This window comes from Paenibacillus sp. YAF4_2, assembly GCF_052113225.1.
Taxonomy (GTDB): domain Bacteria; phylum Bacillota; class Bacilli; order Paenibacillales; family Paenibacillaceae; genus Pristimantibacillus.
This window is the reverse complement of the sequence record NZ_JBFRCT010000003.1, coordinates 643347-657687: the sequence shown is the minus strand read 5'-3', so window position 1 is coordinate 657687 and position 14341 is coordinate 643347. Positions and strand designations below refer to the sequence as shown.

Genomic DNA, 14341 nt, shown 5'->3' with positions numbered 1-14341 from the left:
GTCCTATTATTTTATATCGGCTTTAAAATGTCAATTGTTTAGTAGATTTGTCTAATTTTTTTTCCATAAAACAACAAGGGAGGACATCAGTCCTCCCTTGTTGTTATTATTCGCCTTGTTTTGCAGCGGTTTGATTGCTTTTCTCGATATTGTTCAGATGTTCTTTGTAGGTTTTTGCAAATAAATGTGTTTGTGTACCGTCTTTTTTCGTGACGTAATAGAAGAATTCATTCTTCTCTGGATATAACGCCGCTTTAATTGATGCGATACTTGGACTTGCAATCGGTCCCGGTGGCAGTCCATTAATTTTGTACGTGTTGTACGGACTATCGATCTGCAGATCCTTCTCCATTAAGCGTTCCTTTGGCTTGTCCAGCAAATATTGTACGGTTGCATCAATCTGTAATGGCATCCCATCAGCTAGACGATTGTAGATCACGCCAGCTACAATTGGTCTCTCTTCATCTACAACAACTTCCCGCTCCACAAGTGAAGCAATGGTAAGCAGCTGATGAAGGCTCAGCTTCCGCTCAGCGAGAACATCCTGCCAATCCTCTGGCAAGGAATCCAGCTTCGTATCCAGCTCTGCCATCATTCGCTTTAAGATATCTTCCTCCGTGCTTCCCTTCGTCAGCTCATAGGTTTCAGGGAATAGATATCCCTCCAGCCGGTGATGAAGCTTATCATCTACAGGTATGGATTTAACGGCTGCCGCATCGCCCCAATTTGTTGTCGAATCTGCAAGAGTCAGGAATTTAGTCCGGTCAATCAGCTTCTCTTCGGCCAGCTTATCTGCGATTTGCAGCAACGTATAGCCTTCCGGAATGGTAAACCGGATCATTTCCTCCGCTACAGTATCGCCGCTGTTAAGCTTAGCGATAATCTCATCGTTGTTCATGCCTGGGGCTAGGTCATAGATGCCCGCTTGAAAATGAGAGCCTTCGTTTTTGGCTTTCAAATAATATTTAAACAAAAAGGAATTCTTAATAATGCCTTGCTCTTCCAAAGTATCTGAAACCTTAAAGGCAGATGCGCCTTTTGCGATTTCAATCCTTTTGATTTCGCCTGGTGCCGTCGGCTTTAATCCGTTCCATACATACAAAAAGACACTGCCTGCCCCAATAATAAGGAGCGCTAGAAGCGATAGAACAACCCACAATGCAATGCGGCCTGCTCGAGATCCAGATTTTGAATGCTGCTGTCTAGATTGCGCCAACCCATGTTCCTCCTCAAAAGAATTGCAAAGCAATTCTTACTTCGTAAGCATAGACCATAAATCATCATTATCATCCATTTTTCTCCAATAATTTCCTTTGAACACCGAGAAAAAGAGCGGTGTGAGCCGCTCTTTTCTTATTGCTTATGCAATTAAGGCATTTCGTCATTTGCAAACAGAAGATCATCGTAAGCTTCTGATGCAATTTCCCACTCATCGTCGTCCTCAATCGTTTCAAGCTGAGGCTCGCCGTTATCCGTCAAGATGACGCGGAACAGCTCGACCTCCTGCTCTTTCTTCATGGCTGACGACTGCAAAGCGGCATAGACGTATGGACCGAGCTGGAACTCTGCCTTGATCTCGAACTTGTCGAGACTTCCATGTTCAGAGACCAGCTCGATCACATCGCCGAACACTTCCCGCAGCCGCTCTTGCGGTACAGGAACGATGCGCTCATCCGACATTAATTATCCTCCATCTCACCCAGAAGCGTGTTGAAGGTTTCTTCAACCATGTTCCACTCTTCTTCGTCTTCAATCGTGTACAATTTAAGGTCGTCGCCTTCTTCTTCATAACGGAAAGCGTATACTTCATCTTCCTCGTCATTTTCGCTTGCAAGAGGAACAACCATCATATATTTCGAATCAGAGCCATCCACTTCAAACTTCATGATGACTTCGAATTCTTCTTCGTTGCCGTCTTCATCCGGAATATAAATAATTTCCGGTTCTTCAAACTGCAGGTCATCCTTTGTCATCGTAACCCTCACCTTTTCGTTTTAGAATCGAGATAATTTTGCAAAATTAGCGTTGCCGCCATTTTGTCTATTACTAGCTTTCGCTTCTTCCGGCTAACATCTGCCTCAAGTAATGTTCGTTCGGCAGATACCGTTGTCAGCCGTTCATCCCAAAGGTGAACAGGCAAGTTTAGTGTTTGCTGAAGCTGCTCTGCGAATGCCATACTAATCTCGCCGCGAGGGCCAATCGTATTATTCATATTCTTCGGCAGTCCCACAACGATTTCGGTTACTTCATGTTCTTTCACGATCTCAGCGATGCGAGTTAATTCGCCGCCATCTCGACGCTTCTGGACAGTCTCTAGCCCCTGCGCAGTCCAGCCGAACGCGTCGCTGACCGCAACGCCGATGTTGCGGTCACCGTAATCCAAACCCATTGTCCTCATGATCTGTCCGGCTCCCAATATATTATTTCTTGTTGTTCAGATAAAACCGGACAAGCTCTTCAATGAGTTCATCACGTTCTTTCTTGCGAATCAAGCTTCTTGCGTTGTTATGCCGCGGAATGTAGGCGGGATCTCCGGACAGCAAGTACCCAACAATCTGATTGATCGGATTATACTCTTTCTCCAGAAGCGCCTCATGCACCGTAAGCAAAATGTCTTGTGAGGAAGATTCCAATCCTTCCGCTTTCACATCAAACTTCATCGTGTTGTCCATGGAATTCATCGCCAGCACCTCGCTTTCCAAACGCATTTATTATCTAGTTTATTACATTTACACTGATATCATATCACATTTGATTGGTTAAGAACCAGTTCTTCAGCAAGTTTCAAAGCTTCTACAAGCTTCGAAGCGTCTTTACCGCCAGCTTGGGCCATATCCGGACGTCCGCCACCGCTGCCGCCGCAATGTGCTGCTGCTTCTTTGACGATTTTGCCTGCATGGAAGCCTTTCTTCACCAGATCTGCGGATACAGCAGCAACAAGGTTCACTTTGTCCTCCTGTACAGCGCCAAGAATGATAATAGCCGAAGGCAGCTTCAGCTTAAGCTCGTCTGCAATGCCTCGAAGCGCGTCCATCGTAGGTGCACTCACTTTTGCACTTAATACAGTCACATCGCCAACTGTCTTCGCGTTTTGCTCGAGTGAACCTGCTTCAATACGGCTCAGCTTCGCCTGCAGCGATTCATTCTCACGACCCAGTTCTTTCACTTGTGCGAACAGAGCTTCGATACGTTTAGGCACGTCATTGTTATTCGATTTGAGAAGCGCAGAAGCTTGCTTCAAGAGGTCCAGTTGACCTTCCATAAAGCTGTATGCATGGCGGCCAGTTACCGCTTCGATCCGGCGTACACCGGAACCAATACCGCTCTCGCTAATCAATTTGAACAAGCCAATCTGGGAAGTGTTCGCCACATGACAGCCACCACAAAGCTCAATACTGTAGGAGCCTACTTGAACGACACGTACAATGTCGCCGTATTTTTCGCCGAACAGGGCCATAGCACCCATTGCTTTTGCATCAGCGATTGCTTTGCTCTCAATAACAACTGGAGTAGCAAGCCAAATTTGCTCATTTACTTTACGCTCGATTTCCGTTAATTCTTCCGGAGTGATGCTGCCGAAATGCGAGAAGTCGAAACGGAGACGATCAGCCTGTACAAGCGAGCCTGCTTGGTTAACATGGTCGCCAAGCACTTCCTTCAATGCTTTATGAAGCAAATGGGTTGCTGTATGGTTCTTGATTACATCCTCACGAACAGAGCGAGTAACAAAAGCTTCTGCTTTCTCACCAGAGCGAACCGTGCCGGATAAAACAACCGCGTGATGAACGCTTTGGCCATGCGGGGCTTTCGTTACATCTTCAACCTGCAGCGTAAATCCATTGCCGATGATTGTTCCTTTGTCACCAATCTGGCCGCCGCTCTCTGCATAGAATGGCGTACGGTCGAGCAATACGAGTACACGGCTGCCTTCACCTATGAGGTCAACTAACGAATCTTCATGGACAATAGCTGTGATTTGGGCTTCTGTTACCAGTTCATTATAGCCAACAAATTCACTTTTAACCGTAAAGTCAGCAAGCGGTCCGCCTTGTACATTCATACCGCCAGTTTCTTGACGTGCAGCACGTGCGCGTTCACGCTGTGCCTCCATCGCTGCATCAAAGCCTGCACGATCAACGGTCATTCCGTTCTCGGAAGCGAAGTCTTCTGTTAAGTCAAACGGGAAGCCAAACGTGTCATAAAGTCGGAATGTATCTTCGCCGCCGATTTCGGTTGTACCTGTTTTACGTGCAGCCGCAACCAGATCAGACAACATTACCAGGCCATCAGACAATGTTTCGTGGAAACGCTCTTCTTCTGTACGGATAACACGCTCGATGAATTCGCGCTTGTCGACAACCTCTGGATAGTACACGCCCATTACTTCGCCAACAACGGAAGTGAGCTCAAACAGGAACGGACGATCGATTCCGATTGTTTTTCCGTAACGTACAGCACGGCGTAGCAAACGGCGGATAATATAGCCGCGGCCTTCATTCGAAGGCATAACGCCGTCACCTACTGCGAAAGCAACAGTTCGGATATGGTCAGCAATAACTTTTAGTGCAACGTCATGCTCTTCGTTCACATGATATTTAACGCCTGCAATCCCGCAAGTACGTTCAATGATTGGCATGAATAGGTCCGTGTCGAAGTTCGAATCTACATCCTGCAGAATCGAAGCTAAACGCTCGAGACCAGCACCTGTGTCAATGTTTTTGTTCGGAAGCGGTGTGTAGCTGCCATCCTTGTTATGGTTGAATTGCGAGAATACGAGGTTCCATACTTCAAGGAAACGTTCGTTCTCGCCGCCTGGCCAGCATTCCGGATCGCTAAGGTCACCGTATTTGTCGCCGCGGTCATAGAAGATCTCTGTACAAGGTCCGCAAGGGCCTTCGCCGATATCCCAGAAGTTTTCCTCCAGCTTGTAAATCCGCTCAACTGGAAGGCCGATTTTCTCGTTCCAGAATTGGAATGCCTCTTCATCCTCCGGATATACCGTTACGGACAAGCGGTCAGGATCGAAGCCAATCCACTCTTTGCTCGTCAGGAATTCCCATGCCCATGTAATGACTTCTTCTTTGAAGTAGTCACCGATGGAGAAGTTACCAAGCATCTCGAAGAATGTATGGTGACGGCGAGTTTTGCCGACATTCTCGATATCATTCGTACGAATACATTTCTGCGAGTTGGTGATACGTGGATTGTCAGGAATCACACGTCCGTCAAAATAAGGCTTGAGCGGAGCCATGCCTGCATTGATCCAGAGCAGTGACGGATCGTTATGCGGTACAAGTGATGCGCTTGGTTCGATGTGGTGTCCTTTGCTTTCGAAGAAGGAAAGCCATTTGGACCGGATTTCACTTGCTTTCATTGATTAAAACCTCCATTAAAATTAGAGTTGGGATTAGAACCTGATGAGCACGCACTATGAAAAAGGTTGGGCTTTTGGCCGCTGTTGTTTTTGAATTTCTTCAATTACTTTAATCCAGTGGTGAAATTCAAAAACAAAGGCGGGTGCTGTCGCTCCAAAAGCTCCAACCTTTTTCTCCGTGCTGCCCGGTTCAATCCATTTCTGACTTTTAAAAATTTGTTTTAGAACATAAAAAAGTCCCTGTCATTAGACAGGGACGAATTCATAATCGCGGTACCACCCTGGTTATTGCCCGGCGTCTACAGCGAGTAATCCTCGGCTGCGCTTAAAGCAATCTCCTCAATAGACGATAACGGGTCTTCCCGGTGAAGTTCATTCACACTCCGAAAGTAGCTTTCGGCCATTCTTCGTCCTAAGAGCTTTTACACCCAACGCCTGCTTATGGCGAAGAAGCTCTCTCTCTGATTGACGGGCTATGGCTTACTTCCTTCCATCAACGCTTTACATGTAATAGTTGCTGTAACTGTCTAAAGTATATCGGCCAAAGGAACGTCTGTCAAATGGTCTTTCGCCTGACGTAGTAAGCAAAAATATGCTGAACGATGACTTTCAGTGCAGCGAAGATCGGAACCGCTAAAATCATCCCGACAATACCGGCTACTTCTCCGCCGACGAGCAGGGCAAATATAATCGCGAGCGGATGAATATGAAGTGTTCGGCCAACAACCTGCGGAGAGACGACATTTCCTTCAAGAACTTGGCACGACATATTCACGATCGCCACAAGCAGCACCATTTTCAGCGAAATGGTTGAGGCTACTAGCAGCGCCGGTGCAGCGCCAAAGAAAGGACCAAGGTACGGAATAATGTTCGTCACAGCAACAACGCTGGCAAGCAGCAATGGATACGGAACACCAACGATGATGTAACCGATATAAGCAAGAATGCCAACAATTATACAGACGATAAATTGCCCTCGGATGTAGCTTCCCAGCGCTGAGTCAATATCTTTGAGTAATCTAACCGTATGTTTTCGATGGGACTTTGGGACATAGGTAATGACTGTCCGTTCGAACAGATCGAAGTCCTTCAAGATATAGAACGCAAGGAAAGGAATGATAAAGGCAATAAACACAGCATTCACAACAGATCCAATGTTGTTAATGAAATGGGTCACGGTCTCCGAGAGCTTCTTTTCCATCTGGAAGATAGACTTATTTAATCCTTCACGGATACTGTCTGGCAGGAAAGAATTATTCAAATCGGTAACAAGACTCTCCGCACGTATGGTCAGGTCAGGAACATGACGGTTCAACTGATCCATCTGTTCTTTGAACATCGGAATCATGTTGACCAGAATAACGGCAAGCGCTGCACAAAATACCGTATAGATAAGAAGCACCGCAGCCGTTCGCGGCACTTTTCGCTCATGAAGTAAAGTTACGATCGGATTGAGGACATAAGAAACAATCATGGCAATGATAAAAGGAGCAAGTACCGCCTTAAGAAATGCGTACAAATGCAAGAAAATTGGCTTCACGAGCAGCAGCAAGTACAAGGCTAAGAGCCCCATAATGATATAGACCAGCCATACAAACAGACGGCTCTTCATTAACCGTTCCACCGTCTTCACCCCCGCTTGTTTCATTACCATAAGGCATTGTTAACCAGAACAATCTGCTTAAGTATATGTACAAGCGGTCCATTTCATCCATGAAAGAGAAAAACACGGCAAAAAGGACGGCATACGCCGTCCTGAAGTAATAACATTATGAAGCCGCTAATTAATTTGAATTTGCGGCATTTCCTCCTCGAAGAATAAATCGTCGAGCGAACTAAGTGTTCCGTCCTCTTCAACTTGATAGACCGACATCTTCTCACCGTTCACTGTCAGCTCTATAAAGCAGCCCCAGCAGTAAAACTGATGGGAACCGATCTTACCAATATCCTTCGAATTGCAATTGGGACATCTCATCATCTTTCATTTCTCCCTATATGTCGAATTGGAAGCTGCGACAGGCTCCAATTCCGCTTCACTGACAGCAGGAACGATAATCGCGTCTTCCCCGAGCAGCACGGCATCCGGATCCTCCGGGGCTTTGAGCCATTTACGCCCTTCCATCAGATCCGATATAAAACCATCCGTAAGCTCATAGCCTACTATTTGTGTACCCTGAAATGGGTAAAAATAAACATCCGATACGCGACCAAGCTGTATTCCTTGCACGGTAACGATAGGCAATTCCTTCAGTTTGACCACACCGGTGTCAAAAGATCTCCCGATCTGCTTGGGCTTAACCGATTGAATAGCAGATTCTCTGGAGATAAATACGGCATCCTCGCCGCAGGTTAATACTTCTGCCCACTCCACGATTTTCACAGATGACGAAAACCATTTTGCGCTCTCTACGATCAGACCAATCAATCGCCAATGTTCATCGAACCAAGCATCTTTTACGTTGCCGACATGTTTGCCGGAATGAATAACAAGCACTGGCAGTCCGATTAATTGCTGGAGTTTGATCATGGCGCTTCAAGGGCCCCCTATTGGTTGGTACGGATACGCTCCACGATTGTCGCGATTTTACGTGCAGCGTCTTCCAGTTCCTCCACAGTATTCCCCAAACCGAAGCTGAATCGTACAGCAGAATTCAAACGTTCCTTCGAGAGAGCCATTGCCTTCAGTACATGCGATCGTTCCAATGAACCCGACGTACAAGCGGAACCGCTGGATGAAGCAATCCCTTCCATGTCGAGGTTCATCAGCATTGTTTCGGTATCGATCCCCATAAAACTGATATTCGCAATTTGCGGCAAATGATGCTCGGCATTCCCGTTCACAACGATTTCTGTTCCTTTAAGCTTATTCTTAAGCTGTTCTACCCACTCTTTACGCAGCTTGTCCAACAAAAGTTGCTTGTTTTCACGATTGTTCACACAAATTTCAACAGCTTTAGCGAAACCGATGATGCCAGCGACGTTCTCCGTCCCTGCTCTCCGCTTTCGCTCTTGTGATCCTCCGTGTGCAATTGGCTCAAATGGTGTTCCATTAGCGATATATAAAGCCCCTACGCCTTGAGGACCGTTAATCTTATGTGCGGAAAAGCTCATCAAATCAACCGGCATCTCAGATAACCGGTATTGAGCCGTACCAAAAGCCTGCACGGCATCTACATGAAACAACACGCCATGGTCATGAGCGATTGCACCAATCTCTTCGATTGGCTGCAGTGTACCTACTTCATTGTTGCCATGCATGATGCTGATCAGTGCCGTATGTGGTCTAATAGCTGCAGCCACTTCTTCAACAGAGACACGACCGGTGTGGTCGACTGGAAGATAGGTGACTTCATAACCGGTTTCGGCTAACGCTTCACAAGTATGAAGCACCGCATGATGCTCGGCTTTCGATGTAATGATATGATTTTTGCCCTTTTTCTTCATCGCCGCTGCCACACCGATAATAGCTGCATTATCACTTTCCGTACCGCCGGAGGTGAAGACAATCTCCGAGGGCTTGCAGCCAAGTGCTGCTGCGATCCCATCTCTAGCCCGATTCACCTTATGCTTAGCCTCACGCCCGAAGGCATGCATACTGGACGGGTTGCCGCCGGCACCCGTCATCACCTCTAGCATGGCTGCCGCCACATCTGGATGCATCGGCGTTGTAGCTGCATGGTCAAAATAATATTTTTTCATACGAATCCCTCATTAAATATAGAACATATAGCTGTCGTCAACACCTGCAGCCTGATAAGTCACCAAATCAGCGAGCGTTGTTGAATCAAGCACACTTGCGATACTATCACGAATCCGAAGCCACAAATCACGTTTAGCTGGATCATCCTCTTCCGTGAAATCAACCGGAGAGATTGGACCTTCCAATATACGAATCACGTCGCCGGCAGTAATTGTCTCCGGCTCCTTCGATAAAATATAGCCGCCGTAAGCGCCGCGAATACTTTTAACAAGTCCAGCATTACGAAGCGGTGCAACCAATTGCTCCAAGTAGTGCTCGGACAGTTGATTGCGTTCGGCAATACTCTTGAGTGAAATCGGGCCTTCGCCAAATTTCCCCGCAAGCTCCATCATAATGGTTAGGYCATAACGGCCTTTCGTCGATATTTTCATATTCGGGCACCTCTCTATTGTTAGTTGTTCCATTCGATTGTACGTATGTGTAGTATATCGTTTGTTTAATTACGGGTATTCCCATATTATATCTATGTTAACACATCATATTGCGACTTGCGAGAAAAGGATTGACTTCTCATGAAAAAGTTTTACGTCTATGTTACAATAGTACGAAGTATTTACAAGGGCAATTGCCCTTTCATTTAGAAGCGTGAAGAACAAGGCGGTGCATGCAAATGGTCAAATCAATTCAAGAGACTCGTGTTGTAGTCGGAATGTCCGGCGGGGTTGATTCCTCCGTTACGGCTCTGCTGCTGAAGCAGCAAGGCTATGATGTGGTTGGCATATTTATGAAAAACTGGGATGATACCGATGAATTCGGGCATTGTACAGCGGAAGAGGACGCTGAGGATGTTCGCCGGGTTTGTGATCAGATCGGCATTCCTTATTATACGGTAAACTTCGAGAAACAATATTTCGATAAAGTGTTTACTTATTTCCTCGAYGAATACAAGCGCGGCCGGACACCTAATCCGGATGTCATGTGCAACCGTGAGATTAAATTCGGCGATTTTCTCAAGAAAGCGAATGAGCTTGGCGCGGATTATCTCGCAACTGGCCACTATGCCAGAGTTGAACGAACACCAGACGGCGAGACTAAGCTTCTGCGTGGTGTTGACAGCAATAAAGACCAAACCTATTTCTTAAGCGCGTTGAATCAAAAGCAGCTTGAGAAAGCAATGTTCCCGATCGGGCATCTTCCGAAGCCGGAAGTTCGCCGAATTGCCGAGGAAGCTGGTCTTTATACAGCTAAGAAGAAAGACAGCACTGGTGTCTGCTTTATTGGCGAGCGTAATTTCAAGGAATTCCTCAGCAACTATTTGCCTGCACGTCCTGGTGATATGGTAGACATCCGGTCCGGTGAAGTGAAAGGCCGCCATGACGGCTTAATGTATTACACACTAGGCCAGCGTCAAGGACTTGGTATTGGCGGCTCCGGCAATGGCGAGCCATGGTTCGTAGCAGACAAGGATCTGGATCGTAATATTCTGTATGTCGTGCAAGGCGAGTCGCATCCAAGCATGTACTCGACCGGTCTTACAGCAAGTGGAATCAACTGGATTGCTCCTGGCAAGCCGGATGCAACCTTCCGCTGCACCGCGAAATTCCGTTACCGCCAGCCGGATCAGGGCGTTAGTGTTACTCTCCATGCTGATGGTACAGCTGATATCGTCTTCGACAAACCGCAAAAGGCGATTACGCCTGGTCAAGCTGTTGTTTTGTATGACGGAGAGCTATGTCTCGGCGGTGGTACGATTGATATCGTTCACAAGATTGATGAAGCAGCCTTTGAAGCTTTAGCGAAATAAGAATAATAAATCCCCTTGCGCCAAACGCAAGGGGATTTATTTATGTTTTATGCTGCCGACCAGCAGATATCGAGCCAATACCTGCCGTCCGGGTTTCTTTTCCATGTTCGGGCTGTACTTGCAAATTTATCATTTGTACGATAACACGGGAAATTCGCAGATGATCCGTCTCCTCAATAATGAAGACGTACCCTTCCCCATAATCAATCCGCTGCTGATTCTTTGGAGGAATCTCGATCTGCGAATAGATCCATCCGCCTATCGTATCGTAATTGTCGCTTTCAATATTAAGCCCGAAGTAGCTATTCACTTCCTCAATTAGCATCATGCCACTGATCGAATAAGTTGTCTCATCCCGCTTCTCAATCTCCGCACGTTCTTCATCAAACTCATCCTGGATCTCGCCTACAATCTCCTCCATAATATCTTCAAGCGTCACAAGACCGGATGTCCCTCCGTATTCGTCGATAAGGATAGCAATTTGTGCTTTTTTCTTCTGCATAAGTATAAGCAGATTACTGATCTGCATGGAATCTGGGACGGTTGTGATCGGACGAGTAATTTGCCGGATATCCGTCAGACTATGCATCGTATCCTTTAGTAAATCTTTTATATGAACGAAACCGATAATATTATCCTTATCATTATCACAAACCGGATATCTCGTATGCATTTCATTAAGCGCAATATCTTTATTCTCATCCAAGGTTAGATTCACATATAAACAGACCATCTCTGTACGGGGAATCATGATTTCACGGGCATTAGTCTCGGCAAATTCGAAAATATTATCAACCAACGTCAGCTCTGTATTATTGATCAGTCCATTCTTGTGGCTCTCTTTCATTAATATACGGATCTCCTGTTCCGTATGAGCCAAATGCTGCTCGGATGCCGGTTCAATGCCGAACCGCTTCAACAGCTGATTGGCAAGACCGTTTAATACCCATATGAAGGGATACATGAGTTTGCGGAACATAACGAGAGGCGCTGCTGTCAGCAAGGTAACCGCCTCCGCTTTACGGATAGCGATTGTTTTAGGGGCGAGTTCACCGAGGACGATATGGAGAATCGTGATAAAAACGAAGGCAATAACGAAGGAAATAGAATGGATCCATACCGGGCTGCCCCAACCAAGCGCATGAAACCAAGGTTCAATTAACCTTTTGACTGCAGGCTCGCCAATCCAGCCCAAACCAAGCGAGGCCAGAGTAATTCCCAGCTGGCATGCCGATAAATAAGCATCGAGATTGCCCGTCAGGTGTGAAGCAAGCTTCGCCCGCAGGTGGCCTTCTGCAGCCAGCGTTTCGATTCGAGTTCCTCGAACCTTCACCATGGCGAATTCCGCCGCAACAAACAGACCATTCATGAGCACCAAAAACAAAATAAGCGCCAGTTGCAGCATTAACGGAAGCGGATCACTCAATAATGTCCCCTGCCAGCCGTGCGATCTTGCCTTGCACAACGACAGGCGCACCTCCTTCGAAAAGGAAATTAACTTCTACTACAGGTTAATCCAAGCCGCTGCTTTAATTATTGTAATCTTAAGGCTGCGGTAATTCAGTCTATTCGGATTGAATGTCTCATTATGCAGAATTAATCAGATTAGAGCTTCTCATATTGTTCAAAAAGGCAAAGCCGCAAGCTGCAGACGATCTGTTATAATGACATCAATTAATCCAATAAATGAGGGTGATCTACATAATGAAACGAATTCTACTAATCTGTTTAGCTGCCCTATTCCTTCTGCCAAGCGTCGCTATGGCTCACTCGAGAATCAGTGAATCAACGCCTGCAAAGGATGCGACCGTTACAGCTTCTCCAACTGAAATTTCCATGACGTTTAACACGAATATTGAAAATTTGAGTAAGTTCAAGCTCATCAATGAGACTGGTGAGCAAGTAGCAACAGAAGATATTACAATCAACGAGGCAACAATGAGCAGCAGCATTGCCGAACCGTTAAAGAATGGCGCTTATACGGTTAAATGGACCATTATCGGTGCTGACGGCCATGCGGTTGATGGTGAATATGCTTTTACCGTTAATGCGCCTGAAACTCCTACACCAGAAGCAACATCTACGGCGACAGAATCGCCATCACCTGCCGCCAATGAGGCTACAGCACCTGACGAGAATGCATCAGCATCACCAACTGTATCGGAAGACCCCGCTCCTTCTGCAACGGCGGAAGATGATACAGCCAGCAAAAACAGCCAATCAAATACTGATATTTGGATTATTGCTGGAGTCGTTGTTGTTGCGGCCGTATTCTTCTTGATCCGGAGGCGCCGCAAATGAGTTATGTTAGCGAGGCTCTACTGTACGTATGCTTCGCCATTCTGACTGGAACGTTTATTTTACGAGTTATTCCTGAGCATAGACGTCCGCTTGTTCAAGTTCCATCCGGACTGCTGCTTGCTTGTACAATTGCCATTCCGATTCTGGAATTTGTTCCGATCCATCAATCTGCCGTATTGTTTGCCAAAGATGTGGAGATCCCTTATGGAGAAATGGTAAAAAATATCCTGCTTGAGCTAAACAATGGCAAAGCGTGGATCTGGTCGACAGTCGCATCGATTGGCCTTGCCTTTCTTCTTGGCCTTCGTTCCTTCCGTGACGATAAACATATGCCGAAGGTCGGCTTGTTCATTATGTTCCTTCTCATCTTATGGCTTGGCTATGCAAGCCACGCTTCATCGCTTTATGGCACAAAGGGCTGGCTTGTCCACTCTGCCCATTTCCTTGCTGTTACAGCATGGATTGGCGTATTATTGGCCGTAAGCTGGTTCTCGAAGGACAGCCGCAATTGGGATGCTTTCCTAGGCTGGTTCTCACCGCTCGCGATAGGCTGCATGCTTATTACTTTTATCGCAGGCATTATATTGATGAGTTTTACAACACCGCAGTATGTCAACTCCTGGATGCTGCCGTACGGACAGATGCTGCTGCTTAAACATGTGCTAATCGCACCACTGTTGTTATTTGCTTATACAAACGGCTTTGGTTACCGGAAAAAGCTTAATGAGGATAGCAGCTTTAATCCAAAGCCTTGGCTGAAAGCTGAAAGCATCATCGCCATGCTGCTGTTTATCGTTACGGGTGCATTAGGTCAGCAGACTCCTCCGCATAATGTGAAGGAAACGCTGCAATCGGTCTCTCCATCAAAGCTGTTTACGACCATCTACAATGGACATTTCAGTCCTGATTTGACGTTAAAGCTTTCGATCGGCCTGGACAGCATTCTTATGCTCGCTGCCGCTGTCATCATGATGGTGGGCCTCATTCGGATGTACAGGGATAACAAAGTGTATCCCGCATTCGCAATGGGACTGCTAACTTCGATATTTGGCTACTTTGCTCTTATGTTCAGTATTCAAGGATGAGAACTAAAGTGAAAATAAAAAAAGAAGCTCCTATCCCACAGTATTGGTGGTTTAGGAGCTTCTTTTTCCTTAGTGGA

The 14341-nt window shown here is 46.4% G+C and carries 15 protein-coding genes; 3 read left to right on the top strand and 12 right to left on the bottom strand.

The window, feature by feature from the left end; all coding sequences use genetic code 11:
* Positions 1-106 precede the first annotated feature (106 nt).
* The 11 genes from mltG to cymR all read right to left on the bottom strand — a co-directional run bounded on the left by mltG (position 107) and on the right by cymR (position 9505).
* Positions 107-1216 (bottom strand): endolytic transglycosylase MltG, encoded by a 1110-nt coding sequence (mltG, locus tag AB4Y93_RS10395; RefSeq protein WP_441891534.1) that lies wholly within the window; start codon positions 1214-1216, stop codon positions 107-109.
* Between the two features lie 152 nt (positions 1217-1368).
* Positions 1369-1680, bottom strand: a complete 312-nt coding sequence (locus AB4Y93_RS10390; protein ID WP_441891532.1) for a DUF1292 domain-containing protein — start codon at positions 1678-1680, stop codon at positions 1369-1371.
* Positions 1680-1973: a DUF1292 domain-containing protein gene (locus tag AB4Y93_RS10385; RefSeq protein WP_167280116.1), complete on the bottom strand. Its 294-nt coding sequence runs from the start codon at positions 1971-1973 to the stop codon at positions 1680-1682. Before AB4Y93_RS10385 ends, AB4Y93_RS10390 begins: the two co-directional genes overlap by 1 nt.
* 8 nt (positions 1974-1981) lie before the next feature.
* Complete coding sequence (gene ruvX / locus AB4Y93_RS10380) at positions 1982-2398, bottom strand: Holliday junction resolvase RuvX (RefSeq protein ID WP_208420473.1); 417 nt, start codon at positions 2396-2398, stop codon at positions 1982-1984.
* Positions 2399-2420: 22 nt separating this feature from the next.
* Positions 2421-2681 (bottom strand): IreB family regulatory phosphoprotein, encoded by a 261-nt coding sequence (locus AB4Y93_RS10375; protein ID WP_167280117.1) that lies wholly within the window; start codon positions 2679-2681, stop codon positions 2421-2423.
* A gap of 59 nt (positions 2682-2740) precedes the next feature.
* Positions 2741-5374 carry an alanine--tRNA ligase gene (gene alaS, locus AB4Y93_RS10370; RefSeq protein WP_441891529.1) on the bottom strand — a complete coding sequence of 878 codons (2634 nt, stop codon included), beginning with the start codon at positions 5372-5374 and terminating at the stop codon, positions 2741-2743.
* A 556-nt stretch (positions 5375-5930) separates the two neighbouring features.
* A complete protein-coding gene (locus AB4Y93_RS10365) occupies positions 5931-6998 on the bottom strand; it encodes an AI-2E family transporter (RefSeq protein ID WP_441891527.1) in 1068 nt (355 codons plus the stop codon).
* Positions 6999-7154: 156 nt separating this feature from the next.
* The gene (locus AB4Y93_RS10360) at positions 7155-7352 is read right to left on the bottom strand and encodes a hypothetical protein (protein ID WP_015845916.1); all 198 of its coding nucleotides are present in this window, start codon (positions 7350-7352) and stop codon (positions 7155-7157) included.
* A 3-nt stretch (positions 7353-7355) separates the two neighbouring features.
* Positions 7356-7901 carry a PRC-barrel domain-containing protein gene (locus tag AB4Y93_RS10355; RefSeq protein ID WP_441891525.1) on the bottom strand — a complete coding sequence of 182 codons (546 nt, stop codon included), beginning with the start codon at positions 7899-7901 and terminating at the stop codon, positions 7356-7358.
* Between the two features lie 17 nt (positions 7902-7918).
* Positions 7919-9073, bottom strand: a complete 1155-nt coding sequence (locus AB4Y93_RS10350; protein WP_441891523.1) for a cysteine desulfurase family protein — start codon at positions 9071-9073, stop codon at positions 7919-7921.
* Between the two features lie 12 nt (positions 9074-9085).
* Positions 9086-9505, bottom strand: a complete 420-nt coding sequence (gene cymR, locus AB4Y93_RS10345) for a cysteine metabolism transcriptional regulator CymR (protein WP_441891521.1) — start codon at positions 9503-9505, stop codon at positions 9086-9088.
* Positions 9506-9744: 239 nt separating this feature from the next.
* Here cymR and mnmA point away from each other — a divergent pair, with 239 nt between their 5' ends.
* Positions 9745-10878 (top strand): tRNA 2-thiouridine(34) synthase MnmA, encoded by a 1134-nt coding sequence (gene mnmA / locus AB4Y93_RS10340; RefSeq protein WP_441891519.1) that lies wholly within the window; start codon positions 9745-9747, stop codon positions 10876-10878.
* Positions 10879-10918: 40 nt separating this feature from the next.
* On the opposite strand, the gene AB4Y93_RS10335 is transcribed toward mnmA, so the two are convergent.
* Positions 10919-12283, bottom strand: coding sequence for a hemolysin family protein (locus tag AB4Y93_RS10335; RefSeq protein ID WP_441891628.1), 1365 nt, complete (start codon positions 12281-12283; stop codon positions 10919-10921).
* Positions 12284-12582: 299 nt separating this feature from the next.
* Here AB4Y93_RS10335 and AB4Y93_RS10330 point away from each other — a divergent pair, with 299 nt between their 5' ends.
* Positions 12583-13179, top strand: a complete 597-nt coding sequence (locus tag AB4Y93_RS10330; protein ID WP_441891517.1) for a copper resistance protein CopC — start codon at positions 12583-12585, stop codon at positions 13177-13179.
* Positions 13176-14264: a copper resistance D family protein gene (locus AB4Y93_RS10325; RefSeq protein WP_441891515.1), complete on the top strand. Its 1089-nt coding sequence runs from the start codon at positions 13176-13178 to the stop codon at positions 14262-14264. Before AB4Y93_RS10330 ends, AB4Y93_RS10325 begins: the two co-directional genes overlap by 4 nt.
* Positions 14265-14341: the final 77 nt, after the last annotated feature.

What these genes read in the sequence shown, in the direction of transcription:
- AB4Y93_RS10355 (WP_441891525.1), bottom strand. Translation starts at nt 7,901, where the DNA reads ATGATCAAACTCCAGCAATTAATCGGACTGCCAGTGCTTGTTATTCAT.
- AB4Y93_RS10385 (WP_167280116.1), bottom strand. Translation starts at nt 1,973, where the DNA reads ATGACAAAGGATGACCTGCAGTTTGAAGAACCGGAAATTATTTATATT.
- AB4Y93_RS10390 (WP_441891532.1), bottom strand. Translation starts at nt 1,680, where the DNA reads ATGTCGGATGAGCGCATCGTTCCTGTACCGCAAGAGCGGCTGCGGGAA.
- AB4Y93_RS10325 (WP_441891515.1), top strand. Translation starts at nt 13,176, where the DNA reads ATGAGTTATGTTAGCGAGGCTCTACTGTACGTATGCTTCGCCATTCTG.
- ruvX (WP_208420473.1), bottom strand. Translation starts at nt 2,398, where the DNA reads ATGAGGACAATGGGTTTGGATTACGGTGACCGCAACATCGGCGTTGCG.
- AB4Y93_RS10350 (WP_441891523.1), bottom strand. Translation starts at nt 9,073, where the DNA reads ATGAAAAAATATTATTTTGACCATGCAGCTACAACGCCGATGCATCCA.
- AB4Y93_RS10360 (WP_015845916.1), bottom strand. Translation starts at nt 7,352, where the DNA reads ATGATGAGATGTCCCAATTGCAATTCGAAGGATATTGGTAAGATCGGT.
- AB4Y93_RS10375 (WP_167280117.1), bottom strand. Translation starts at nt 2,681, where the DNA reads ATGAATTCCATGGACAACACGATGAAGTTTGATGTGAAAGCGGAAGGA.
- alaS (WP_441891529.1), bottom strand. Translation starts at nt 5,374, where the DNA reads ATGAAAGCAAGTGAAATCCGGTCCAAATGGCTTTCCTTCTTCGAAAGC.
- AB4Y93_RS10330 (WP_441891517.1), top strand. Translation starts at nt 12,583, where the DNA reads ATGAAACGAATTCTACTAATCTGTTTAGCTGCCCTATTCCTTCTGCCA.
- AB4Y93_RS10335 (WP_441891628.1), bottom strand. Translation starts at nt 12,283, where the DNA reads ATGCTGCAACTGGCGCTTATTTTGTTTTTGGTGCTCATGAATGGTCTG.